Here is a 24,820-nt window from a genome sequence, read left to right on the forward strand (position 1 = left end):
TCTTTAGTCACCAATTCTAAATTCTTGTTCTACATCCCAATTGGCCCTTACGTCAATTTTTTTAGAGTAATAAATTATTTGTTCCGCTTGTTTTTTTTCTAAATAATTTCCGGTATCCCAAATGCCGTTTTTATTATCATCGTAGATAATTCGTAACGTGTAAATTCTGGGTTCTATAGATTCGAAATAAACGGGTTCATTATTTTCTCTACTTTCTGAAGCGACGACTTCTCCTTTGTCTGTTAAGATTTGAAGAATAAAAGGAAAGCGGTTTGCATTTTTAACAGTGACATTTAAATTACCATAATCGGATAGTGCTTTAGTAGTAAAAGAAAAGGAAAGAGAGTCGTTTTTGGTATTATAAAAATCTTCGACTGCTTCAGGTAGAAAATTCAGAGTATATTTTTGGTTTTCATCTTTTTTAAAATCAAAAACAATTTCTTGTTGATATTCTTGGTATTCAAAAGTAAAATCTAAAGCAATGGAATCTTTATTCATCAAATTAATTTTACTCTTGTCTATGTTTACTAATGGTGTTTTGGTCTTAACCACGAAAGCATCTCTAAAATTAAGATTTCTTTGTGAGGTTTGAATTCCTAAAGAATCCGTTTGTTTTAATTCTTTAATTTTACTTGTAAAAGTCTTTGAGTAATTTCCGTTTTCAATAGTAAATTGCAGAGAATCTGCTTGTATAGTTGGGATAAATATCTGAATGGAATCTTTTCCTTTTTCGGGATATTTAGTCATTTTCAAGGGGATAGTTTCACTTCCATTGGTTGCAGTAATGGTTGTTTTTTCAGGATTTCCTTGAAAACCCATATAAAATTTGTTGTTAGATTGTTGAATTGGCTTTTCGGCTTTAAAAATGGTCTTTTCTTTAAAAAGCTCTAATTCATAAACGGTATCGTTAGGTAAAGATATAGTTTGTTCCAAGAAAGCAATTTTGTCTGATTTAGGATCAAACTTGTAATTGTTATTGTTGTCTTTCAGCGCAATGATTTTATAAGCACCAGCTTTTATATTTTCGAAAGCAAAGAACTTTAAACTATCTAAGGTGTTCGTTACATAAAGAGGTGTTTCGTTAAAAATAGTTGAGTCTTTAAAAGTAGTAGCGTCATATAATTGTATGGATACAAAATTATCGGGCTTTTCTTCGTATGCATCTTTTATTTTACCAACCAAAGTTAAGGAGTCAATATAACTACCTGTTGAAAAAACATACTTAAATTGAGAATAAGGATTACCTTCATTATTGTCTGTTATACTTTGTCCAAAATTAAAACTGTAGGTTGTGTTTGGCTTTAGTGTATCTAAGATTTTTATAGAAATGAACTTGCTTGCACTTCCTTGAGGAACAATTATGGGTTGGGTTTTAAAAGGTGGAGAAATAATTAATTGTTTGTTGATGTTTTTTACTTTAATAAGTTCGTCAAAAACAATTCGTATCTCATTACCTTTAAAATTAGTACTGAAGTTTTCTGGGCTACTTGAAATTATTTTTGGTGCAATAGTGTCTTTTGAACCACCTGTAATAATACCTCGTTTTGCGCAACTACTTGTAAGTACTAAAAGCGATAAAATAACTCCAAATGTTATGATATATATATTTTTCATGCCTTCTTTTAACTAAACGCTTACAAAATAACAACTATATTTAGTGTAAACATAATTTTTTGTTTTTTTTTATGACTGTGTATAAGCTAAGGTAATGACACTCACTTTTGCGTTAGGGATTTTTAATAATGCTTTGGTACAGGCTTCGATAGTAGCTCCAGTTGTAATTACATCATCTATTAATAGAAAATGTTTTCCATTGGATTCAGTGCTATTTCGTACTTCGAATAAATTTTTACTATTCGTTTGTCGTTCAATTTTATTCTTTTTGGTTTGTGTTTTTGAATATTCGTTTCTGAATAAAAGAGCGTTGTTGTAAGGAATGCTTAATTCATTAGATAAACTGATGCAAAAAGTCTCAACCTGATTGTAGTTTCTTTCTTTTAAGCGTTTGGGATGAAGTGGAACTGGAATTATTTCATCGATTTGATATTTTTCTTTTAAATGCTGTAATGACGGAGCATAATTTAATCCTAAAAAAGTGCCAATTTCTTGTTTGCCTTTATATTTTAATTGATGAATGAGATTTTGGACAATACCTTCTTTATGAAAATAGAGCATGGAATAGGCAAATTCTAAATCGACTATGCCATAAAATTTATTCAAGGTATCATTTTGTTCTAATAGATGATGGTGTGTATAAGGTAAATGATGAATACAGGAACTACAAATTATTTTTTCATTGTTTAACAAAAGTTCGTTACAACCATAACAAAGTGAGGGAAATAATAATTTTAACAGATTTTTATGCATTACACCGATAATAAAATTAGAGAGAATTAAAATTCAGTTAATTTAATCAAAAATAGAACTTAATGGCATTCAAAAAAAGGACAATTATTAAAATTTCATTAACTGTTTTAACCTTTTTGGTGTTATTATTAGTTTTTGGATATTATAACCTTTGTGCTAAATACGATCTTTTAGTGGATCAGTCAACAATAGAAAGTAAACTACTTCAAAATCAGTTTGATGAAATTCTTAAAAAATACGATTCTCTTAATTTAGTGATTGAAAAGAATGAAGTGGCTGAGGTTGAAAAAGTAGTGGTAGCTGCTCAAGAAAATAAAAAATTTTTTCTGTCCACTTCTTGGAATATTAATCATGAAAATAAATCCTTAGAAAATAAAATAAATCTTTTAAAATCTAAGATTAATGAGGATTCTGACGAAATAATTAAAATCAATACGATACTTACGCAAAATAAGAAAGAATTAGCACAATTAGTTTCTCATAAAAAGAATGAATATATAGGGCGACATGAAAATTTAAATGCCATAAATTTAAATGCTAGAGGCGTGAAAATTTTATCGGATTTGTATTCTAAAAATAGAGAGGGTAAAATTCAACAAATTAGAGTTTGTTTTACATTAGAAGGAAATGAATTTGTAAGAAATGGGAATAAACAATTGTATGTACAAGTTGTGAATCCTAAAAATCAAATCATATCTGTTAAAGACACCCATTTAGAAGCCAATAATTTGAAACTAACCTACAGTGCGAAAACGGAGGCAATGTATTCCAAGAAAGACTTAGATGTTTGTACGTATGTAGATTTAGAAGCAGACAAAACCATAAAAGGAAAATATATTATTAATGTTTACAATTCTTTTTGTAAAATTGGTAGTACTATTTTCGAATATGAATAATACTCAAATTATTCACAAAAAATCTTTTCTTTATTTAAAACCTATTTTTACTTTTGCAACATGGCAAAACAAGATGATTTATTTAAAAATGTAATTTCGCATGCAAAAGAGTACGGATTTATTTTTCCGTCAAGCGAAATTTACGACGGACTAAGTGCAGTATATGACTATGCACAAAACGGTGTTGAGTTAAAGAAAAATATACGCGAATATTGGTGGAAAGCCATGGTGCAAATGCATGAAAATATTGTAGGAATTGATGCTGCTATTTTTATGCACCCAACCACTTGGAAAGCTTCAGGTCACGTAGACGCTTTCAGTGATCCATTAATCGATAATAAAGATTCCAAAAAAAGATATCGTGCTGATGTTTTGATTGAAGATTATGCTGAAAAAATCAATATCAAAGCACAAAAAGAAATAGAAAAGGCTAAAGTACGTTTTGGTGATGCTTTTAACGAAGCAGAATTCGTAAGTACAAATGAACGTGTTAAAGGATATTTAGATCAAAAAAATGCCATTTTACAGCGAATGGCACGTTCTTTAGAAAGTGATAACTTGGCTGATGTAAAAGCGTTGATTGAAGAATTAGGAATTGCTTGTCCGGAATCGGGTTCAAAAAACTGGACCGAAGTAAGGCAGTTCAACTTAATGTTTGCAACAAAATTAGGAGCATCTGCTGATACAGCAATGGACTTATACTTGCGTCCAGAAACCGCTCAAGGTATTTTTGTAAACTTTTTAAACGTTCAGAAAACAGGACGCATGAAAATACCTTTTGGAATTGCGCAAACAGGAAAAGCATTTCGTAATGAAATTGTAGCAAGACAATTTATTTTTAGAATGCGTGAGTTTGAACAAATGGAAATGCAGTTTTTTGTAAAACCAGGTGAAGAAATGCAATGGTACGAGTATTGGAAACAAACCCGTTTGGCATGGCATCAATCTTTAGGTTTAGGTGCAGAAAATTATCGTTTTCACGATCATGAAAAATTAGCGCATTATGCGAATGCTGCTGCAGATATTGAATTCAACTTTCCATTTGGTTTTAAAGAATTAGAAGGAATTCATTCCAGAACTGATTTTGATTTGAAAGCACATGAAGAATATTCAGGTAAAAAATTACAATTCTTCGATAATGAAACGAACTCTAGCTATGTGCCATATGTTGTGGAAACTTCTGTTGGTTTAGACCGTATGTTTTTAGCAGTTTTTTCAAAAGCATTGCAAGAAGAGACTTTAGAAGACGGTTCGACAAGAACAGTGTTGCGTTTGCCTTCTGTTTTAGCACCCACTAAAGCGGCAGTTTTACCATTGGTTAAAAAAGATGGGTTACCAGAAATCGCTCGAGAAATCATTGAAGATTTAAAATGGGATTTCAATGTAGCCTACGATGAAAAAGATGCTGTTGGAAGAAGATACAGAAGACAAGATGCGTTAGGAACACCATTTTGTATTACTGTGGATCATCAAACCTTAGAAGACAAAACTGTAACCATTCGTCATCGAGATTCTATGGAGCAACAACGTGTTACTATTTCTGAATTAAGAGGAATTATCTACAACGAAGTTTCGATGAGAAATTGGTTGATGAAAATGAAATAAGTATAGTGTTACACTAAAAATAAAATCCCAAATGAAACCATTTGGGATTTTTTATTGTCTTATCAAACGGAGTCTAAATCTTTTTCTGAACTCTGAATCTAACTTCTAATTTTCAAGTGCATTCCAACCTCTAGCTTTTAAAGGGATTTTAGTATCGGCTCTTGTAATCAAATGGACGCCTTCTTTTTCTTCTACCATGTGTCCAATTACTGAAAAATTGGGATTGGCTTTAATTTTATCAAAATCTTCCATTTTAATTGTAAATAACAATTCATAATCTTCTCCACCGCTTAAAGCAATAGTGGTAATGTCAAGATTGAATTCTTCACAAACAGAAATTAATTGAGGGTCAGCTGGGATTTTTTCTTCATAAAGATTACAACCCACTTTGCTCTGTTTACACAAATGAAGTATTTCTGAGGATAAACCATCTGAAATGTCAATCATAGAGGTAGGTTTTACGTCTAATTGAGCTAACAATTCTTTAATATCCGCTCTAGCTTCAGGTTTTAATTGTCTTTCAATTAAATACGAATATTGTTCTAAATCGGGTTGGTTATTAGGATTCACTTGAAAAACTTGTTTTTCGCGTTCTAAAACCTGTAAACCCATATAAGCAGCACCTATATCTCCAGTTACCACTAATAAATTGGTTGGTTTTGCCCCATTTCTATAAGCAACTTCGTCTAAGTCTACTTCTCCTATGGCTGTAATGCTAATAATTAATCCTTTTTGAGATGAAGTGGTATCGCCTCCAATAATATCTACATTGTAAACCTTAGCGGCTAATTTTATTCCTTCATATAATTCTTCAATGGCTTCTAAAGGAAAACGGTTAGACATGGCTAAAGATACCGTGATTTGTGTAGGTTTCGCATTCATAGCACAGATGTCTGAAAGGTTGGCTACTACTGCTTTATAGCCTAAGTGTTTTAAAGGCATATAGGCTAAATCAAAATGAACTCCTTCAATTAATAAATCGGTAGAAACCACTACTTTTTTATTTTCAAAATTGAGTACTGCTGCATCGTCTCCAATACTTTTAATGGTAGATTCGTGATTGATGGTAATATTTTTGGTCAAATAATCAATTAAACCAAATTCTCCTAATTCAGCTAAACTGGTTCTTTTTTGGTTTTTGTCTTCTAACATGTGATTTTTTTTGCAAAGATAGTATTATTTGAAGTAATCGTTTGTTATGGCGAATAGGAAATGTTACTGTACTTGTAAAGAAATTACAAGTCTAATTCTTGAAGTTTGTCATAAATAAGGTAACTTTCGTATCCTCTTCGTAAAAAGTAATCAACAAATTTTTTGTTTTTTTTAGGTCCTTTTCTTTCTTTTAGGTTTAACCAATGTTTTTCAGCAAGGGAATTAAAGTGACTCACATACTTCTCTTCATCAATTTCTTGTAAGGCTAACTCAATGATTTTTGAAGAAATATTTCTAAATTTTAATTCGTTTTTAATTCGCAGTTTACCCCAACTCTTATAGTTGTGCTTTCCTCTAGTAAAACTTTTAGCAAAACGCTCTTCATTGATGTAGTTATTTTCAATTAAATGAATCAGGATTTTCTCTTTTTCAATTGAACTCACTCGGTAGGAAAAAATCTTTTCTTCCACTTCTTTATAACAACGCTCTTGGTAGGAACAATAATACTCCATTTTTGTAAGAATATCTTGTAATGAGAGGGTTAGCGAATTGTTTTGGTTCAAAGTCTTAACGATTTAGTAAAGTAAATTTTGAACAAAAATACGTATTATTAAATATTTTTGTCTACTTTTAAAAGCTATTTTGTTATTAACCAAATCTTTAAAGCTATTAACCAATGAAGCTAAGATTACTATTAATTACCCTTTTTATGGGGTATTTTGCGTGCGCGCAAGGTTTAGAAGATTTCTCAAATATCCCCACTGCTAGTTCAGGAACTTATTTGTCTAGAACATGGACTGGAACAGATGGTGTTACTTGGAATGCTACTGCTGCAAGAACAGATCAAACGTTAAATGGAAAAGCAATTTGTACAAGCGGTTCAGGTTCAGTAACTTCACCAACATATGCTGGTGGAATGGGTGTTTTAAATTTTTCATATGTACGTGCCTTTACAGGAACTGGTTCGAGAAGTATTCAAGTATGGGTAAATGGATCTCAAATTGGAGCAACAATAACTGTTTCTCCAACTTCTGATGTTGTAGCTACCTATAGTCAACCCATTAATGTATCCGGAAATGTTGTTTTAGAATTACGAACTTCAGGGAATCAAATTAAAATTGATGATATTTCATGGACTACGTTTTCTGCTTGTTCCCCACCAGCAGATCCATCTGGAAGTATTTCAATCACTGCTGGTTGTGGTTCCTCAAGTTTATCCTATTCTTCACCAAGTGCCACAGCTTATTGGCAAACTAGTGCTACAGGAACAGATACTTCTTTTCCAACAACCTCTTCTTACACTGCGACTGCTTCTGGAACGTATTATGTAAGAGTATTTAACGGTTCTTGTTGGTCCACAAATGCTGTTTCACAGTCCGTTTCAATTGTAAATTCAGTATCAATAACTACACAACCTACCAATCAAGCAAGCACTACTGGAGCTACAGCAACATTTACTGTTGCAGCTAGCAATGTTGCTTCTTATCAATGGCAAGTCTCAACCAATGGAGGTAGTTCTTGGTCTAATGTGGGGACAAGTTCAAATAGTTACACTACACCTGCAACAACTTTGACTATGAATGGTTATTTGTATCGTGTTTTAGTTTCTGGAACAGCTCCATGTGGCGCTGTAACCTCTTCTGAAGCTACTTTAACGGTTACTACTGGGCCTTGTTTAAGTCAATTGACTTTTTCGAGTGCACCTTCAGGCTGGTTAGAAAATTCTATTTCTTATTCTGGTGGAGAGGCTGTTTTTGGTGCTACTACAGGTGACTTAACTACAGTGTCTTTATCGAATCCTACTTCATTGACTTTTGATTTAAGAAGAACCACTAATACAAGTGCTAAGGATTTAATCATAGAGGTTTCAACAACAACTCAAACGGGAACTTTTACAACAGTAACTACTTATAATTTAGGTAATACTACAAGTGGAGGTACTACTTCTTGTACTGTAGATTTATCTTCTTATACTGCTTTTTCAACAGTTTATATACGATTTAGGAAGGTTTCTTCCACAACTTCTCCTTGGTACATTCAAAATGTGAATGTTTTTTGTGGAACACCACCTTCTGGTCCAGAAATTAATGTAACAGGTAATGGTATTACTATTGTAGATGGTGACACTTCTCCCTCTTCAACTGACAATACTAATTTTGGAAGTGTACTAATAAGTACTAATATCGTACAAACCTTTGTAATTCAAAACTTAGGTACAACGGATTTAAATTTATCTTTGCCTATTACTTTGTCAGATACATCTCTTCCTCAGGAATTTATAATTACCCAACCTTCAGTAAGTACTATTGCTGCGGGTGGTTCAATATCCTTTACCGTTACTTTTAACAGTGCTGTTGCAGGATTGTTTACCAATACTATAAATATCTCAAACTCAGATACTGATGAGTCGTTATACAACTTTGATATTTTAGCAATAGCTTCAAATTCAGCGAGTGGAGGAACTACTTTTAGACCGGGAGAGTTAATATTTACGGGTTATGACGGACAAATTAATGGAAGTGGAGCGGAAGATGAATATTTAGTCGCAACTTTAGTAGATATTTTACCAGGAACTGTATTTTCAATTGTAAACTCTAGGTATGAAGCTGGTGCCGCAGCTGGTGTGAGAACCAATAAATGGGGAGGCGGAGGAGACGATCCTAGTGAATCTCCCTATCAAGCTGATATTACGTATAATGGCAGTACTTCAATTCCTGCTGGTTCTGTTTTACAAATTATTACTAATGGCACTGCAAATTGGTTTGGAACTATTAATGTAATTACCAATAATGTTTCTAGTAATAGAACTTCAGATTTTTCTGGTAGTGTTTTAGGAGGAACATTTTTAACACCAAATATTTCTACAAGTTCTCCTGATCAAATGTATTTAGTACAAGGAAGTTTTACATCTGATGGAACTATTGATGCCAATCAAGCAAACTATTACTTATCGGGTACCTTGTTGCATGGATTGACAAATAGGGCCGCTTGGGTGCCTTTAGCAAATGCCTGTAGTGGTTCTAGTGCAACTACTTCTGCAAACCCAAGGGAGTCAAGATTACCTGCTGCATTAACTTGTTTTAATGTAGAAAGTATTAGTACAAGTTCTGTAAGTGGGTATTATGAAAATGATAAAGAACATGGAACAGCTTCAATTTATCAAATAATTAATGCTGTAGCAGATGTTTCCAATAATTGGACTTTAGGAACTGGAAGGTATAATTTGAATCCGACGAATGTAGTTGCTACTAGTGCTGGTAGAACTTTTGTGATTGGGCCAAGTAATCCTTCAGGTCAATGGGTTGGTGATGTAGATACGAATTGGTTTAATTGTGCGAACTGGTCAGGATTAGCTGTTCCAGATGTAAATACTGATGTGATTATTACTTCTTCTGCAACTAATGTAGCTAGAGTTGATTATACAGCAGCGTATTCAGATATTTATACTGATTTAGCAGTTTGTAACGATATTTCAATTTTAGGGAGTAAATTAGAAATTTTGGCAAGCAATAACAATGTTTTAGAAGTTTTTGGAGATTTATTAATTGATACTTCTGGAGTTTTAGATATGGATGATTCTAACTCGGGTACAACAGATGGGCGGCTTCTTTTACATGGAAATTGGACGAATAACCTAACCAATGATGCTTTCGAAGAAGGTAATGGAACTGTTGTATTTAAAGGGGTAACAGACCAAGTAATCAATACGGTTGCTCCAGAAGGAACTGAAGTTTTTTACGATGTGGTTTTAAATAATAACTTTACAACTAGTGTTTCCAATAATTTAATTGCTTCAGGTGATTTACATGTTGAGGTTGGAAAAATGGTAACTGTAAGTGCAGATGATTATATTCAAGTTAATAATGATTTAACAGTTGATGGAAACGTAACTGTTTTAAATGATGGTTCTTTAATTCAAGTTAATGATGCTGGTGTAAATACAGGAAACATCAACTATGAGAGATCTACAACGGGTAGTTCCTTAGATTATGTATATTGGTCTTCGCCAACAGAGTCTAGTAGTACACCAACTAGCGGTTATGTGTATATATGGAATCCAACTCAGCCTAATCCAAATGGAGGTTATGGGTATTGGAACCTTGCTTTAGGAACTTCCATGGATGCTGGAAAAGGTTATATTATGAGAGATGTTTTTTCAAGAACATTTACTGGAGTGGCAAGAAATGGAATCATTGCAGTGCCAATTGAAAGAGCAGATTATACTGGAACAGATTATTCTGGGAATAATGGTGTAACCATCACTAATTTAGACGATAATTTAAATTTAGTTGGTAATCCTTACCCATCTTCAATAAATGCAATAGATTTTCTTCTGGCTAACCCTAACATTGAAGGAGCAGTAAGAATTTGGACACATGGAATAACACCTTCAACAAGTATTCAAAATCCGTTTTATGGATCATATCAGGCTAATTACTCAATTAATGATTATGTAATATATAACAGTACAGGAGCAAGTTTTGGTCCAAGTACCTTTAATGGTATGATAGCAGGTGGTCAAGGTTTTTTTACAATTATGAATGATGGTGTAGCTGCAGCTGAAACAATTGTTTTTAATAATTCTATGAGAGATAAAGCTTATGATAATAGTCAGTTTTATCGAACGGCATCGGGATCAGTTTCTAACAAGCATAGAATATGGTTGGAATTAAAAACAGATGTTAATCAATCTGCTAAAACTCTTGTCGGGTATGTTGAGGGTGCAACAATGGGTAGAGATAGAATGTTTGATGCTGTAGCTTTAGAAGCTACGCAAGCTTCAATTTATTCCATAATAGAAGGGAAAAACATGAATATTCAAGGAAGATTTCCTTTTAATGATGACGATATTGTTTCTTTAGGTGTTAAAATAACCAAAAACGGAAACAATACTATTGGAATTTTCGCTTTAGATGGTCTTTTTTCTGATCAAGATATTTTTCTGGAAGATTTGTATTTACATGTTATGCATAATTTGAAAACAGCACCTTATACATTTGATGCTCCAAAAGGAATTTTTAATGACCGATTTGTATTGCGATTTAAGAATACTAGTACCTTATCTGATGAATTAATTCTATCTGATACTAATCTTGTTGAAATACATACAGGTTCGTTTATCGAAATAAAATCAACTTCAAAAAGTAATATTAAATCTATAATAATTTATGATATCTTAGCTCGAAAGATAGTTGATGAAGAAAATATCAATCAAAGAGAAGTAATGATACAAGCGCTCAATAGAAATAGTGCACCAATAATTGTGTTAATTGAATTAGAAGACGGGTATAAAGTATCCAAAAAAATTATATTTTAAATTTTCTTACAAAAATGAATCAAAAAAACTGCTAAATGGCAGTTTTTTTCGTTTAAATGTAAAAAATATGCTAAATAATTTTATATTTGTTGCATTAACCGAGTAGAAAATTACCTATTAACCAACCAATAAATGAAAAAAATTTTACTTTCATTGACACTACTTTTCTCTATTTTGAACGGTTTTTCACAAAAACAGAATGGATGGAAAAAAGTAGATAAACTATCCTTCTTAGATAACCATGAAATAAGAAGGTCGTCCTTGCCTTTAGAATACGAATTGTTTGAATTCGATTATCAAATCTTTAAATCTAGCTTGATAAATGTCCCGAAAAGAGAATCTTTAGCTGGAATTTCAAATGAAATTGTTTCTATTCCAAATCCTAAGGGTTTCATAGAGCAATATCGAATCGTGGAAGCTTCTAATTTTGAAGACGAATTGCAAAATAAATTTCCTGAAATTAGATCTTATTCAGGACAGGGAGTAAATAATCCTTCCAATACAATCCGATTTAGTGTTTCGCCCTATAATGGGATAAGTGCAATTATTCGTTCGGGTTCAGAACAAACTACTTATATTATAGATCCATTATCAATGGATTATAAAACCTGTATCGTTTTTGATAGAGCAAAATCAAAAAAGGCTGAAGGAGAATTTATCTGTACCACAGAAGAAGCAATTCAAAGAGTGGGTAATCCTAATGAAATGGAGAGTTCTTTCTTGAGAGATGCAGACGATTCTAATCTAAGAGTATTTAGAATGGCTCAATCTTGTACAGGTGAATATGCAAATTATTTTGGAGCAACAAGTGCAGCACAAGTAAACTTAGTCTTAGCTGCTTTTAATGCAACCTATACACGTGTAAATGCTATTTTTGAAGCCGACTTTAATTGTACAATGCAATTAATAGCAACCACTACAAATGTTATTTATTACAATGCAGGCTCAGATCCATATTCAGACTCTGCTAATATGAGTAATTGGAATTCACAATTACAATCTACATTAACAAGTGTTATTGGAAGTGCTAATTATGACATCGGCCATCTTTTTGGTGCAGATGGTGGTGGTGGGAATGCAGGTTGTATTGGTTGTGTATGCGGTACTTCTACTCAAGCTTGGACAAGTAATGGTTCTGGTAAAGGAAGTGGATATACCTCTCCTGCTGATGGTATTCCATATGGAGATAATTTTGATGTAGATTATGTGGCTCATGAAATTGGACATCAACTAGGTGGAAATCATACTTTTTCAATGAGCACTGAAAATAATTCGGTTAACATGGAGCCAGGTTCAGGAGTAACGATTATGGGTTATGCTGGGATTACAGGTGCAACAGATGTAGCCAATCATTCTATTCCTATTTTTCATGCAGGTTCAATTCAACAAATAACCACGAATATAAAAAGTAAATCGTGTCCTTCAATTGTACCTCTTTCTAATGCTGTACCAGTACCAACCGCTCCAGCTACAAAAACTTTACCTAGAGGTACTGCCTTTAAATTGATTGGTTCAGCTACAGATGCAAACTCAGGAGATGTTTTGTCCTATTGTTGGGAGCAAGTAGATGACGCAACAACTGTTGGTGCAGCAGCTTCTTATCCTACAGAAACTAAAACAAATGGTCCCAACTTCCGCTCTTTTATGCCAAGTAATGTTGGGATAAGATATTTTCCAAGAATGCAAGACCATGTGGCAAAAGGTGTAGCTGGAAATCAATGGGAAATAATACCAAATGACGCTACTGCGAATAGAACTTTAAATTTCAGAATGACTGTTAGAGACAACAGGCCTGGAGGGGGAAATAATAAAGGCGTAAATACTGCGGTTACTTTCGACAGAACTAAAGGTCCGTTTTTAATAACTTCACAAAATACAACGGGAATTAGTTATACGCAAGGTTCCACTCAAACAGTAACTTGGTCGGTAAACGGAACCAATACCATGACAGGTGCTTCTAATGTGAATATTAAACTTTCTACAGATGGCGGACAAACCTATCCTATTACTTTAGTAAGTAATACGGCTAATGATGGTAGTCAAAATATTACGATTCCTAATGTGGCTGCACCATTTTGTAGAATTTTAATTGAACCTACAGGAAATGATTTTTATGCAATAAATACAAAAGATTTTGCAATCGGATATGTAGTGAATTATGCGTGTAATACCTATACTAGAACCTTAACTAGTGGAAATACAATTACTACACAAAATCCATTGGCTTATCAGAATTTTTCTTTAAATGTACCTGATAATGTAACTATAACTGATGTGAATGTGTCTTCAAATATAACACATTCTAGAAGAAACCATTTATATGCTGCAATTCAGAGTCCGAATGGAACTTTTGTGCCTTTGTTTCAAGATGGTGGATGTGGAAATACAATTTCAGATTTAACTGGAACTTGGGATAGTGATTCCGTTAATCCTCCAGCTTGTGGTGCATCTGGTAATTTTGGAACCATGAGACCTGTAGGAGATTTGTATCTTTTTAATGGAGAATCATCTCAGGGGAACTGGTATTTTAGGGTAGCTGATGTTACTACAGGTAGAGACGGAACATTAAATAGTTTCCAAATACAAATTTGTTACATTACAAGTATTACAGAATCTCCTAATGCGTGTGGAGTTATTACTACAACATGGAATGGTACTTCCTGGTCAAATGGTGTGCCTATCAAGAATGTAGCAGCCATTATTAATGGAGATTATACTTCAACTGCAGATTTAGAAGCTTGTTCTTTAACTATTGGTTCTGGAGCAAATGTTGTCATCAATTCTGGACATACTTTAACCATTACTAATGAGGTAAATGTTGCTGCTGGTGGTTCTTTAACAGTTAATAATAATGCAGCTTTAAAACAAATTAATGGAGAAGCAAGTAATACAGGGAATATAGTTGTTAAAAGAAATTCTGCACCAATGATTCGTTTGGATTATACAGCATGGGCTTCTCCTGTTATTGGACAACAATTATTAGCGTTTTCACCTAATACAATTACTACTCGTTTTTACGAATATTTGTATACAGGAACAACAACGCCAACCGCATATCAATCTGTAAATCCAACTACAAATTTTGCAACAGGTAAAGGATATATGATTCGAGTAGATAATAATTGGTCTGCAATAACTGCTGCTTCTTATAACGGGCAATTTACAGGAGTACCTTTTAATGGTAATTTGACTGTAGGTTTAGGAAAAGGATATAACTTATTAGGAAATCCTTATGCATCTCCAATAGATGCGGATCGATTCTTACAAGATAATGCAACGACTGTTGGAGCACTTTATTTTTGGACACATACAGTCGCAGCAAGTGGAGGCGTTTATCCAGTTAATAATTATGCTTCCTACACTACTTTAGGAGGAACTGCTGCTGCTGCTGGAGGGCAAACACCTAACGGTAAAATTCAAACAGGACAAGGGTTTTATGTAAGAGCATATGATTTTGGAAATGCTGCTTTTACTAATGCACAACGTGTAAACGCAACTACGAGTACACAATATTTTAGAACCACAAGAGAAGAAAATAATACAACACCTGAAACGCATCGTTTTTGGTTGAACTTAAACAGTACTTCAGAAGCTTTTAATCAAATTCTAGTAGGTTATAAAGATGGAGCTACCAATGGTGTGGATAATTTAATTGATGGTAAAATGTTAGATACAGCTAATACTACTTATATCTACAGTATTATTAACGATAATGAATATGTAATTCAAGGAAAAGGATTGCCATTTGAGGATACAGATAGTGTGGCTTTAGGTTTGAAAGCTGGAGTATCAGGCAGTTATACGATAAGTTTAGAAACTATGGACGGCTTGTTTGCAACTCAAAATATTTATTTAAGAGATGCTTATACAAATACAATTCATGACTTAAAACTAGCTTCTTATGCTTTTACTACTCAAGCTGGTGCTTTTACCGATCGTTTTTCAATTGTGTATAGAGAGAGTACTTTAGATACTTCAACTTTTGTGAACGATGCAGCAATTGTTGTTTATTCGCAAGAGCAATCCATTGTTATAGATTCAGGAAAAGAAATGATTAAGAAAGTAAGTGTTTTAGATGTATTAGGTAGAACGCTTTTTGAAAGCCCTTCTTTAAATCAAAACACATTTGCTATAACTTCTCTTGCATCGACAAATCAAGCTTTATTTGTTAGAGTAACTTTAACAAATGGACAAGTGATTAATAAGAAAATTATATTTTAGATTTTTATTGAGAATAACGAAATGAGTTGTCAGAAATGGCAACTCATTTTTTTTGTAATTATATTATTTTGTAACTTTGGTTTACAAACCAATAAAAAAGAATGGAAAACATAAAAAGTTACGTTGAAAAAAATAAAGAGCGATTTATAAATGAACTAATAGAATTGTTGAAAATACCATCTGTAAGTGCTGATAGCGCTTATGCACATGATGTTATTATGACTGCTGAAGCTGTAAAAGCAAGTCTAGAGAAAGCAGGATGTGATTTTGTAGAGTTATGTGAAACACCAGGTTACCCTATTGTATATGGTGAAAAAATTATTAATGCTAATTTACCAACAGTTTTAGTATATGGACATTATGACGTGCAGCCTGCAGATCCAATTGATCTATGGACATCTCCTCCTTTTGAACCTGTAATTAAAACCACTGAAATACATCCAGAAGGAGCTATTTTTGCGAGAGGTGCATGTGATGACAAAGGACAGATGTATATGCATGTTAAGGCTTTCGAATACATGATGGAAACCAATTCTTTACCTTGTAATGTAAAATTCATGATTGAAGGTGAAGAAGAAGTAGGTTCTAAAAGTTTAAGTTGGTTTGTGGAAAGAAATCAAGAAAAATTAGCAAACGATGTAATTCTTATCTCAGATACAGGAATGATTTCAAATACACAACCTTCCATTACTACAGGTCTTCGTGGTTTGAGCTATGTTGAGGTTGAAGTCACTGGGCCGAATAGAGACTTGCATTCAGGTTTATATGGTGGAGCTGTAGCTAATCCAATTAATGTTTTAACCAAAATGATAGCTTCATTACATGACGAAAATAACCATATTACTATACCTGGTTTTTATGATAAAGTGGAAGAGTTATCAGCAGAAGAAAGAGCTGAAATGGCTAAAGCTCCTTTTTCACTTGAAAAATATAAAAATGCCTTAGATATCGATGACGTTTATGGAGAAGCTGGATATGTAACCAATGAACGCAATTCCATCCGACCTACTTTAGATGTAAATGGTATTTGGGGTGGTTATACTGGTGAAGGTGCTAAAACAGTTATAGCTAGTAAAGCTTATGCCAAAATTTCGATGCGTTTAGTTCCTAATCAAGATTGGGAAGAGATTACCACTCTTTTTAAAAATCATTTTGAATCGATTGCTCCTAAATCGGTGAAAGTGGTGGTTAAACCACATCATGGAGGTCAAGGATATGTTACACCAATTAACAGTATTGGTTATCAAGCGGCAAATAAAGCGTATACAGAAACTTTTGGAGTGCCAGCAATTCCTGTTCGCTCAGGAGGAAGTATTCCTATTGTGGCTTTATTTGAGAAGGAATTAAAAAGTAAAACTATTTTAATGGGCTTTGGGTTAGATAGCGATGCTATTCATTCTCCAAACGAACATTTTGGAATTTTTAATTACTTGAAAGGAATTGAAACGATACCATTATTTTACAAATATTTTACAGAAATGAGTAAAAGCTAAATTCTATTACACTAAATAAAAAAGAGACCGTTTTATGGTCTCTTTTTTATTTAGTGTAATTGTAGTAAAAATTGTTCCACTTCTTCTTTTTGAAAGGCATATTTTTCTTGCAAATAGGTGCCTTTTCCCATTCTTCTATAATATTCTAGTCCTTTATTTGCAAAATCCTTAAGATTGAAATTGGAAGCCATAGGAATTAAGGGAAATTCTTTATGGAATAACATTTCATAATAGGCTTGCCATTCTCTTTCATTTTTATCTTCAACAAGGCTATCAGGAGCTTTTTGTCTCACATGAAGCATTTCATGAGCCAGTAAATTTAGAATTAAAGCAAGCGGAAACTCAAAGACATTTTTAGGAATTTGAATTTTTTGGGGTTGACCCAATGCGCCAATTGTTACCATTACGATAAAACTAGGTTTTGCCACTTCCGTTAATTCAAAAGAATCAAAATTAGGATGATTTAAATGATAGGTTTCAATTAAAAATTGAGCAGCTTCAACTGTCAATCCTAATTTGTGAAAGGTATTGACGGTTAGTTCTATTTCTTCAAAAGGCATCATAAACAAGCGGAATGAAAAGGCTGCTTTTTAAAGGGTCTCTTTCAGCCATTTAAAAAATTCTCTTTGCCAAACTAATCCATTCTGTGGCTTTAAAATCCAATGATTTTCTTCAGGAAATAACATAAATCTACTTTTTATTCCTTTCAATTGTGCTGCTTGAAACGCTTCTTGACTTTGGCCCATTGGTACACGATAATCTTTCGCACCTTGAATAATAAAAATAGGTGTATCCCAGTTGTTAACTAAGTTAATTGGATTAAAATCGGTATAGGATTTTTGAGCGAGCTTATTATTGGTTTCCCAATAAGCACCACCCATGTCCCAATTGGTAAAAAATACCTCTTCTGTAGTGCCATACATACTTTGCGTATTAAAAATACCCGCATGAGCAATAAATGTTTTAAAACGTTTTTTATGAATTCCAGCTAAATAAAATACGGAATAACCGCCATAACTAGCTCCAACTGCTCCTAATCGAGATTTATCAACATAATTTTCTTTTGCTACATCGTCAATTGCGCTTAAATAGTCATCCATTACTTGGCCACCCCAATCTTTACTAATTTGCTCATTCCAAGCAACGCCATGACCAGGCATTCCTCTTCTATTTGGAGCCACAATTATATAATCTTGTGAAGCCATAACTTGAAAGTTCCATCTAAAGGAATAAAATTGAGATAAGGCTCCTTGTGGTCCTCCTTGGCAATATAAAAGTGTGGGATATTTCTTAGAAGCATCAAAATTAGGGGGTAAAATAACCCAAACCAACATCTCTTTCCCATCGGTAGTTTTTACCATTCGTTTTTCTACTTTAGGCAAGTTTAATTTAGCATATACATCAGTATTAACATGGGTTATTTGGTTCCAGTTTTTCTTTTTTAAATTGTAGCTGTATATTTCATTCGCATGATTCATGTCGCTACGTGTAACTAAAACTGTGTCATCATTAAATCCAATAATTTGATTTACGTCAAACTGTCCTTCTGTGATTTGATTCACTCGAACCGCTATTTTAGTTAATCCAGGAAAGTTAACTTCAAACAATTGTTTCGTTCCATCTATTGGAGCTAAAAAATAGACTTTTTTACCATCTTTACTCCATGTAAAACTATCAACAGTACCATCCCAGCTAGCGGTAAGATTAATATCTAATCCTTTGTGGCGAACAATAATGTCATTTTTATCAGCCTCATATCCATCTCTTTTCATTTGTAGCCAAGATAAATCACCGTTTGGTGAAAATTGAGGTGCTACATCATACCCTGGATTTTTTTCTGTTAAATTTTTGGTAGTTTTAGTAGCAATATCATATTCATATAAATCGGTATTTGTACTAGTTGCATACTCTGTTCCTGTTTTCTTTTTACATACATAAATTACTTTCGATCCATCTAGGGACCAAATGTAATCTTCATCACCACCAAAGGGTTTTTGCGGGCAATCATAAGGTTCTTTAGAAAGAATATCAATCTCTTCATTTTTAGCATTCGTTAAGATAACATGATTATGATGACCATCATTATAGGTGTCCCAATGGCGGTAATCTAATGCATTAAATATTTGGACTTCACTTTTATCTAATTCGGGGTAAAAATCTTTGCCATGTGTTGGGTCAATTTTTACTTCCTTATTGGTTAACGTCCATTCGCCATGTTTGTTTTTATCTTGTATTAAATCACTATAATTTTTAATACTTGTTGCATTGCCTCCTGCAATTGGAATACTGTAAAATTCTGAGTTAGACTTGTTTTCTTCCATAGAAGGGGTGCTCACTTTATAAATGATGTTTTTGCCATCATTGGAAATTCCCAATGGAGAAATGCGACCCAATTTCCATAATAATTCAGGAGTCATTACATCTTGTGCGCTTGCGGTTATTCCTGCCATGCTAATCAATATTAAAGCTATTTTTTTCATTGTGTTTGCTTTTTTATAAAGTCTAAAATTAGTTATTTTTAAAGAAATAGACGTTTAGAAATTCATAAAATAAAAAAAGACCTTCAATTAGAAGGTCTTTTCTGTAAATAGATATTTTAAAATTATTGTTTGATAAAGCGTTTGCTTATAGTTGTTTCGCTGTCTAAAATTTCTATAATATAATTTCCAGCCGGTAATGAAGTTACATCAATAGATTGGTTAGTAATTCTACCATTTAATACATTTTGTCCAACTAAGCTATATACTCTAAATGTTGCTTTATCACTAACAGATGTTACATTTAATAGTGATGAAGTTGGGTTAGGGTATAAAGTAATCTCTGGTTGAGCTACAAAAGTATTTTCTTCTTTACCTGATGAAGTAATGTTTACAGTATAATCCTCTACTTGTCCGTAAGTAAATGTTTCACAAGTTGAAGGTATACCGTTATACTTCATTGAAACCCTCATTCTAGTTGCTCCTAAGCTAGCGGTTGAAGGAATAGAAATAGTTCCACTTATAGGTGTTGTTTTAGAAGCTGCTCTAGAGTAAACTAACTCCCCAGAATCTGCAAAATCACCGTCTTGATTGAAATCAATCCATACAGCATATCCTTCGTTATAAATTGTTCCTGTCCATAAAGGAGTGATAGTAATAGTTTGAGAAGTTCCTCTAGTTACATTAGTTGATTGAGATGTAAAGTCTTCGTAACCCGCTGTTCCTGTAGAAGCATTGTTAATGCTACCATATACGACACGAGCAATTCTTTCATCACTAGTATTGTTTCCTTGAGAACCACAATATGTTACTGTGTTTGCTAAAGTAGTAACATTTACAACATTACTAGAAGCAGACACGTTACCAGCAGCATCTTTTGCTTTTACTGAGAAACTATATGTTGTTGAAGGAGTTAATCCGCTTACTGCAAATGTTCTTGCTGTAGTTGTGCTTCCAATTAAAGTAGTACCTCTAAATACATCATATCCAGTAACTCCTACGTTATCCGTTGATGCTGTCCAAGACAAGTCGGTAGTTATTTGAGTCGTTCCAGATGCTGATAATGTTGGCGCAGATGGTGCAGTTGTATCTGAAGAACCTGCTACAAGATTTACAGTATAATCTTCTACTTCACCATAAGAGAATGTTTCACAAGCTGTTGGAACGCCGTTATATTTCATAGAAATTCTCATTCTTGTTGCTCCAGTTGCAGCAGTAGAAGAAACTGTAAAACTTCCAGTTGCTGGTGAAGTTGTGCTTGAAGCTTTACTCCAAACTAATTCACCTGCATCATCAAAATCTCCATCTTTGTTATAATCAATCCAAGCTGCATAACCTTCACTATATACTGTTCCAGTCCAAGTTGGAGTTACCGTAATTGTGTAAGCAGAACCTTTAGTTAAACTAGTAGAGATACTTGTGAAATCCGTATATCCGTTATTACCAGTTGAAGCATTGTTGATTGTGTTCAACTGTACTCTTCCAATATATTCATCAGATACAGTATTCCCTTTACTTGAACAGTAAGTTGGATCTGTAGTTCCAGTTAAAGTTGTAACGTTCGCAGTATTACTATTAGAAGATAAATTTCCAGCAGCATCTTTTGCTCTAACTGTGAAACTGTAAGTAGTTGCAGGCGTTAAACCAGTTACATTATATGTTGTTCCAGAAGCAGTACCAATTTGAGTTCCTCCTTGATATACATTATATCCTGTTACTCCTACGTTGTCAGTTGAAGCTGTCCAAGATAAATTAGTTGTCGTTTGAGTTGTTCCAGAAGCTGTTAAGTTTGTTGGAGTAGATGGAGCAGTGGTGTCGTTACCAGATCCAGCTGTAATAGTGAAATTAGTATTAGAAACATCAAAGAAAATGTGATTGGTTCCTTTTACCATAATTCTACATTGTGTAGAGGGTGTATTTGGAATTGTTACTGCTTGTGAACCATCATTAGGAGTTGAAGCTAATAAAGTTGACCAAGTTGAGCCACCATTTGTAGAAATTAGAATATCTACATTCGCACAGTTTACACCATTTGAAGTAGTTCCTGCTACATTCCAAGTAATCGTTTGTGATGAGTTTCCAACATAAGAAACCGCAGTATTAGGTGAAGACACGCTAAATGGACCAGCTGTGCCATTTACGGTAACAATCATGTCATCACTATTGTTTGCACTTCCTCCAGCTCTGTTATCACGAACTGTAAATCTAAAGTTCATTGTTCTTGCAACAGTTGGTACAGCTTCTACAGTAATTTCTGAACCAGAAGTTGTTGTAGCTCCAGCTAATACTCTAGAAATTTGAGGGAAATAACGAACTGGTGAAGTTGTTGGTGTGTAAGATCTGAAGGTTGGACCTGAAGTTTTAGTAGCACTTGCAGCTGAACTTGCTCCTGTTTGAGAAGAAGAAGCATTGTCAAATTGTTCCCAGCAGAATGTTAGTGCATCCCCGTTTGCATCCGTTCCAGAACCTGTTAACATAAAAGGAGTTCCTTTTGGAATCGTGTAATCTAAACCAGCATTAGCAGTTGGTACAGAATTACCTGTATTAGTTACTGTCGGACAAGTTTTGTTTTTGATGTTATTTGTAACTTGTTGAATACTTACAGCATGAAAATAGGCATCAGAGTGCGGTTGGATATCTTGACTTGTAATACCTGCATATCCCATAATAGTTGAACCAGAACCTGGCTCCATATTAGCCCCAGTTCCTTCGTTGCTCATAGAAAACGTATGGTTTGCACCAAATTGGTGACCTAATTCGTGAGCTACATAATCAATATCGAAGTTGTCTCCAGAAGGAATTCCGTCAGCTGGAGAAGTGTAACCACTTCCTTTTTGATTGTTTACACAAACACAACCAATACAACCTGCATTTCCACCACCACCAGATGCACCAAATAAATGACCTACATCATAGTTTGATTCTCCAATTACAGATGTTAAAGTAGATTGTAGTTCATTGTTCCAAGCTCCTCCTGCTCCAGAAGAAGCACTAGAGTATGGATCTGAAGAAGCACTTGTGTAAATTACAGCATCTGTATTAGATATTAAAACTAATTTTACTCCAAAATCTTTTTCAAAAACACCATTAACGCGTGTCATAGTGTTGTTAATCGCTGCTAATGCATTTGCTTTTGTTCCTCCAAAATAAGCAGTATATTCACCTGTTACCGACATCGCTAAACGGAAAGTTCTTAATTTTGAATCATCAGCGTTTGGGCGTAAAGCATCACCGTTGTCAGGAGACATTTTGTGACTTACTTCGTCAATAACACTACACTCAAATTTAGAAAAAGCTGCTTTTTTATCTGTCTTTTTATAAACAGTGTACGCAGTTAAATCGCTAGTATATGGCTCAATAAATTCAGCAGCTCTATCCGCGTGAAGCATCATTGCTTGAAATCCAAGAGGTGAAACACTGAAATAAATAGTTGAACTAGGGTTATCTATACCTTGACCAACATAGGATTTGATTTCTGGATATCTTGCTGCTAAATCTTCATCCATATTTGAAAACTCAATAATTTGATAGCTTTCTAATTTACCATTTGAATTTGGAAAAGATAAAACAACATTTGATGCTGAAGCTCTAGAATTTTTGTCTGGTGCAGCTTTTAGCTTTTGTTTCATTTTTTGGAAATCCAATGAAAATAATTTCGGATTTTGAATCATTGCTTTGTTAGCAACCACTTCAGTATTTGCTTTTTTTTGAGTGGTAACCCAAAATGAATCTCCCTTTTGCCCAAAAGAAAGACTTGTAATTGCCAGAAAGGCAATTAAAAGGAATTTTTGTTTCATAATTTGTTTTTGTTTTGTTTTTAGCACGCCAAATATATATAATATATATGGAATAAAATTACATTTTAGCTATAAAAAAACTTAAATATTAATATAATAATTATCAATAATTTATTTTTATTAATAAAATACTTATGTTTAGTGGGTTTTTTGTATTTCTAAATAATTATGAAATTCCTTTTTTTTGAAAAAATATATGTATTTTCACATTCTTTAAAAGAAATATTAAAAATGAAGAAATTAGCGTTGCATTGGCAAATTTTATTAGGGATGGTTTTCGGAGTAGTATTTGCTATTGTTTTAATTCAATTCAATTGGGGAAAAGATATAATTGTAGATTGGGTTAAGCCTTTTGGTACTATTTTTATTAATCTTTTAAAATTAATTGCAGTTCCTTTAATTCTAGCTTCTCTGATTAAAGGGGTTTCTGATTTGAAAGATATTTCGAAACTTTCAAAAATGGGAGGTAGAACAATTGGTTTATATTTGCTTACTACCGTTTTTGCAGTTTCTATAGGGTTGGTAATTGTCAACATTGTAAAGCCAGGAAGTTATTTGTCGGAACAAACGAGACAAGAATTAGTTGAGGGTTATGCCAACGATGCAAATTCTAAAATTGCTTCTGCTGAAAAACAAAAAGAAGCAGGTCCTTTACAAGCTTTAGAAGATATTGTGCCGAGCAATATTATTGGCGCTTCAGCTGATAATGGAAATATGCTACAAGTTATCTTTTTTGCTTTGTTTTTTGGAATTGCTTTAATATTAGTACCGCAAGAAGTTGGTGCGCCAGTTAAAGCATTTTTTGACGGTTTTAATGAGGTAATTCTCAAAATGATAGATATCATAATGCTTGCGGCACCTTATGGTGTATTTGCATTACTCGCTGCTTTAGTTGCAGAATCCCCAAGTATCGATTTATTTCAAGCGTTAGGAATATATGGTTTATGTGTAGTAGTTGGGTTAATTATCATGATTGGGGTTTACTTATTAATTGTATACGTATTTACGAAACGAACACCTAGCTATTTTTTAAATGGTATTTCTCCCGCACAATTGTTAGCGTTCTCAACAAGTTCTTCTGCAGCAACATTACCGGTTACTATGGAACGTGTGGTGGATAATTTGGGTGTAGATGATGAAGTAGCCAGTTTTGTATTACCAATTGGTGCTACCATAAATATGGACGGAACGAGTTTATATCAAGCGGTTGCAGCTGTATTTATTGCACAAGCTTTTGGTATGGATTTAAGTTTTGGTGTTCAACTAGGAATTATTGCAACCGCCACTTTAGCCTCCATTGGTAGCGCGGCTGTTCCAGGAGCAGGTATGGTAATGTTAGTAATTGTATTAGCTCAAGCGGGTATTCCTGAGGCAGGTTTAGCCTTAATTTTTGCGATTGATAGACCACTCGATATGTGTAGAACCACCGTTAACGTAACTGGAGATGCAGCGGTATCAATGGTTGTAGCGAAATCGGTAGATAAATTAACATAAG

At 33.6% G+C, this 24,820-nt stretch carries 13 protein-coding genes; 6 read left to right on the forward strand and 7 right to left on the reverse strand.

From position 1 onward, the window contains the following. Window positions 1-3 precede the first annotated feature (3 nt). Both FHG05_RS11610 and FHG05_RS11615 read right to left on the reverse strand, forming a co-directional pair. Window positions 4-1,614 (reverse strand): Ig-like domain-containing protein, encoded by a 1,611-nt coding sequence (locus FHG05_RS11610; RefSeq protein ID WP_140998194.1) that lies wholly within the window; start codon window positions 1,612-1,614, stop codon window positions 4-6. Window positions 1,615-1,683: 69 nt separating this feature from the next. Next, complete coding sequence (locus FHG05_RS11615) at window positions 1,684-2,367, reverse strand: ComF family protein (RefSeq protein WP_140998195.1); 684 nt, start codon at window positions 2,365-2,367, stop codon at window positions 1,684-1,686. A 62-nt stretch (window positions 2,368-2,429) separates the two neighbouring features. On the opposite strand from FHG05_RS11615, the gene FHG05_RS11620 reads away from it, so the two are divergent. Then, entirely contained in the window at window positions 2,430-3,263 is an 834-nt protein-coding gene (locus FHG05_RS11620; protein WP_140998196.1) for a hypothetical protein, read from the forward strand. Window positions 3,264-3,323: 60 nt separating this feature from the next. After that, window positions 3,324-4,868, forward strand: coding sequence for a glycine--tRNA ligase (locus FHG05_RS11625; RefSeq protein ID WP_140998197.1), 1,545 nt, complete (start codon window positions 3,324-3,326; stop codon window positions 4,866-4,868). Between the two features lie 105 nt (window positions 4,869-4,973). Here the strand turns inward: FHG05_RS11625 and thiL are convergent, their stop codons facing one another. Both thiL and FHG05_RS11635 read right to left on the reverse strand, forming a co-directional pair. Beyond that, on the reverse strand, window positions 4,974-6,020 hold the full coding sequence (thiL, locus tag FHG05_RS11630) for a thiamine-phosphate kinase (RefSeq protein ID WP_140998198.1): 1,047 nt from the start codon (window positions 6,018-6,020) through the stop codon (window positions 4,974-4,976). An 83-nt stretch (window positions 6,021-6,103) separates the two neighbouring features. Further along, window positions 6,104-6,532, reverse strand: a complete 429-nt coding sequence (locus FHG05_RS11635; RefSeq protein ID WP_140998199.1) for a regulatory protein RecX — start codon at window positions 6,530-6,532, stop codon at window positions 6,104-6,106. Window positions 6,533-6,696: 164 nt separating this feature from the next. On the opposite strand from FHG05_RS11635, the gene FHG05_RS11640 reads away from it, so the two are divergent. From FHG05_RS11640 to FHG05_RS11650, 3 genes are all read left to right on the forward strand, one after another. Beyond that, on the forward strand, window positions 6,697-11,337 hold the full coding sequence (locus FHG05_RS11640; protein ID WP_140998200.1) for a choice-of-anchor D domain-containing protein: 4,641 nt from the start codon (window positions 6,697-6,699) through the stop codon (window positions 11,335-11,337). A 132-nt stretch (window positions 11,338-11,469) separates the two neighbouring features. Next, the gene (locus FHG05_RS11645; protein WP_140998201.1) at window positions 11,470-15,558 is read left to right on the forward strand and encodes a reprolysin-like metallopeptidase; all 4,089 of its coding nucleotides are present in this window, start codon (window positions 11,470-11,472) and stop codon (window positions 15,556-15,558) included. A 101-nt stretch (window positions 15,559-15,659) separates the two neighbouring features. After that, window positions 15,660-17,051, forward strand: a complete 1,392-nt coding sequence (locus FHG05_RS11650) for a dipeptidase (protein ID WP_140998202.1) — start codon at window positions 15,660-15,662, stop codon at window positions 17,049-17,051. 50 nt (window positions 17,052-17,101) lie between these two features. On the opposite strand, the gene FHG05_RS11655 is transcribed toward FHG05_RS11650, so the two are convergent. The 3 genes from FHG05_RS11655 to FHG05_RS11665 form a co-directional block, all read right to left on the reverse strand. Further along, entirely contained in the window at window positions 17,102-17,614 is a 513-nt protein-coding gene (locus FHG05_RS11655) for a hypothetical protein (RefSeq protein ID WP_317130146.1), read from the reverse strand. 27 nt (window positions 17,615-17,641) lie between these two features. Continuing rightward, window positions 17,642-19,531 (reverse strand): S9 family peptidase, encoded by a 1,890-nt coding sequence (locus FHG05_RS11660; RefSeq protein ID WP_140998203.1) that lies wholly within the window; start codon window positions 19,529-19,531, stop codon window positions 17,642-17,644. A 122-nt stretch (window positions 19,532-19,653) separates the two neighbouring features. Then, on the reverse strand, window positions 19,654-23,325 hold the full coding sequence (locus tag FHG05_RS11665; protein ID WP_140998204.1) for a reprolysin-like metallopeptidase: 3,672 nt from the start codon (window positions 23,323-23,325) through the stop codon (window positions 19,654-19,656). A gap of 231 nt (window positions 23,326-23,556) precedes the next feature. On the opposite strand from FHG05_RS11665, the gene FHG05_RS11670 reads away from it, so the two are divergent. Continuing rightward, complete coding sequence (locus tag FHG05_RS11670) at window positions 23,557-24,819, forward strand: dicarboxylate/amino acid:cation symporter (protein WP_140998205.1); 1,263 nt, start codon at window positions 23,557-23,559, stop codon at window positions 24,817-24,819. Window position 24,820: the final 1 nt, after the last annotated feature.

Source organism: Flavobacterium profundi, assembly GCF_006491645.1.
GTDB classification, from domain to species: Bacteria; Bacteroidota; Bacteroidia; order Flavobacteriales; family Flavobacteriaceae; genus Flavobacterium; species Flavobacterium profundi.

Excerpts from the sequence above, each read along its gene's own strand:
- FHG05_RS11615 (WP_140998195.1), bottom strand. The coding sequence starts at position 2,367 with ATGCATAAAAATCTGTTAAAATTATTATTTCCCTCACTTTGTTATGGT.
- FHG05_RS11620 (WP_140998196.1), top strand. The coding sequence starts at position 2,430 with ATGGCATTCAAAAAAAGGACAATTATTAAAATTTCATTAACTGTTTTA.
- FHG05_RS11655 (WP_317130146.1), bottom strand. The coding sequence starts at position 17,614 with ATGATGCCTTTTGAAGAAATAGAACTAACCGTCAATACCTTTCACAAA.
- FHG05_RS11670 (WP_140998205.1), top strand. The coding sequence starts at position 23,557 with ATGAAGAAATTAGCGTTGCATTGGCAAATTTTATTAGGGATGGTTTTC.
- FHG05_RS11610 (WP_140998194.1), bottom strand. The coding sequence starts at position 1,614 with ATGAAAAATATATATATCATAACATTTGGAGTTATTTTATCGCTTTTA.
- FHG05_RS11635 (WP_140998199.1), bottom strand. The coding sequence starts at position 6,532 with ATGGAGTATTATTGTTCCTACCAAGAGCGTTGTTATAAAGAAGTGGAA.
- FHG05_RS11640 (WP_140998200.1), top strand. The coding sequence starts at position 6,697 with ATGAAGCTAAGATTACTATTAATTACCCTTTTTATGGGGTATTTTGCG.
- FHG05_RS11665 (WP_140998204.1), bottom strand. The coding sequence starts at position 23,325 with ATGAAACAAAAATTCCTTTTAATTGCCTTTCTGGCAATTACAAGTCTT.
- FHG05_RS11625 (WP_140998197.1), top strand. The coding sequence starts at position 3,324 with ATGGCAAAACAAGATGATTTATTTAAAAATGTAATTTCGCATGCAAAA.
- FHG05_RS11650 (WP_140998202.1), top strand. The coding sequence starts at position 15,660 with ATGGAAAACATAAAAAGTTACGTTGAAAAAAATAAAGAGCGATTTATA.
- FHG05_RS11645 (WP_140998201.1), top strand. The coding sequence starts at position 11,470 with ATGAAAAAAATTTTACTTTCATTGACACTACTTTTCTCTATTTTGAAC.
- thiL (WP_140998198.1), bottom strand. The coding sequence starts at position 6,020 with ATGTTAGAAGACAAAAACCAAAAAAGAACCAGTTTAGCTGAATTAGGA.
- FHG05_RS11660 (WP_140998203.1), bottom strand. The coding sequence starts at position 19,531 with ATGAAAAAAATAGCTTTAATATTGATTAGCATGGCAGGAATAACCGCA.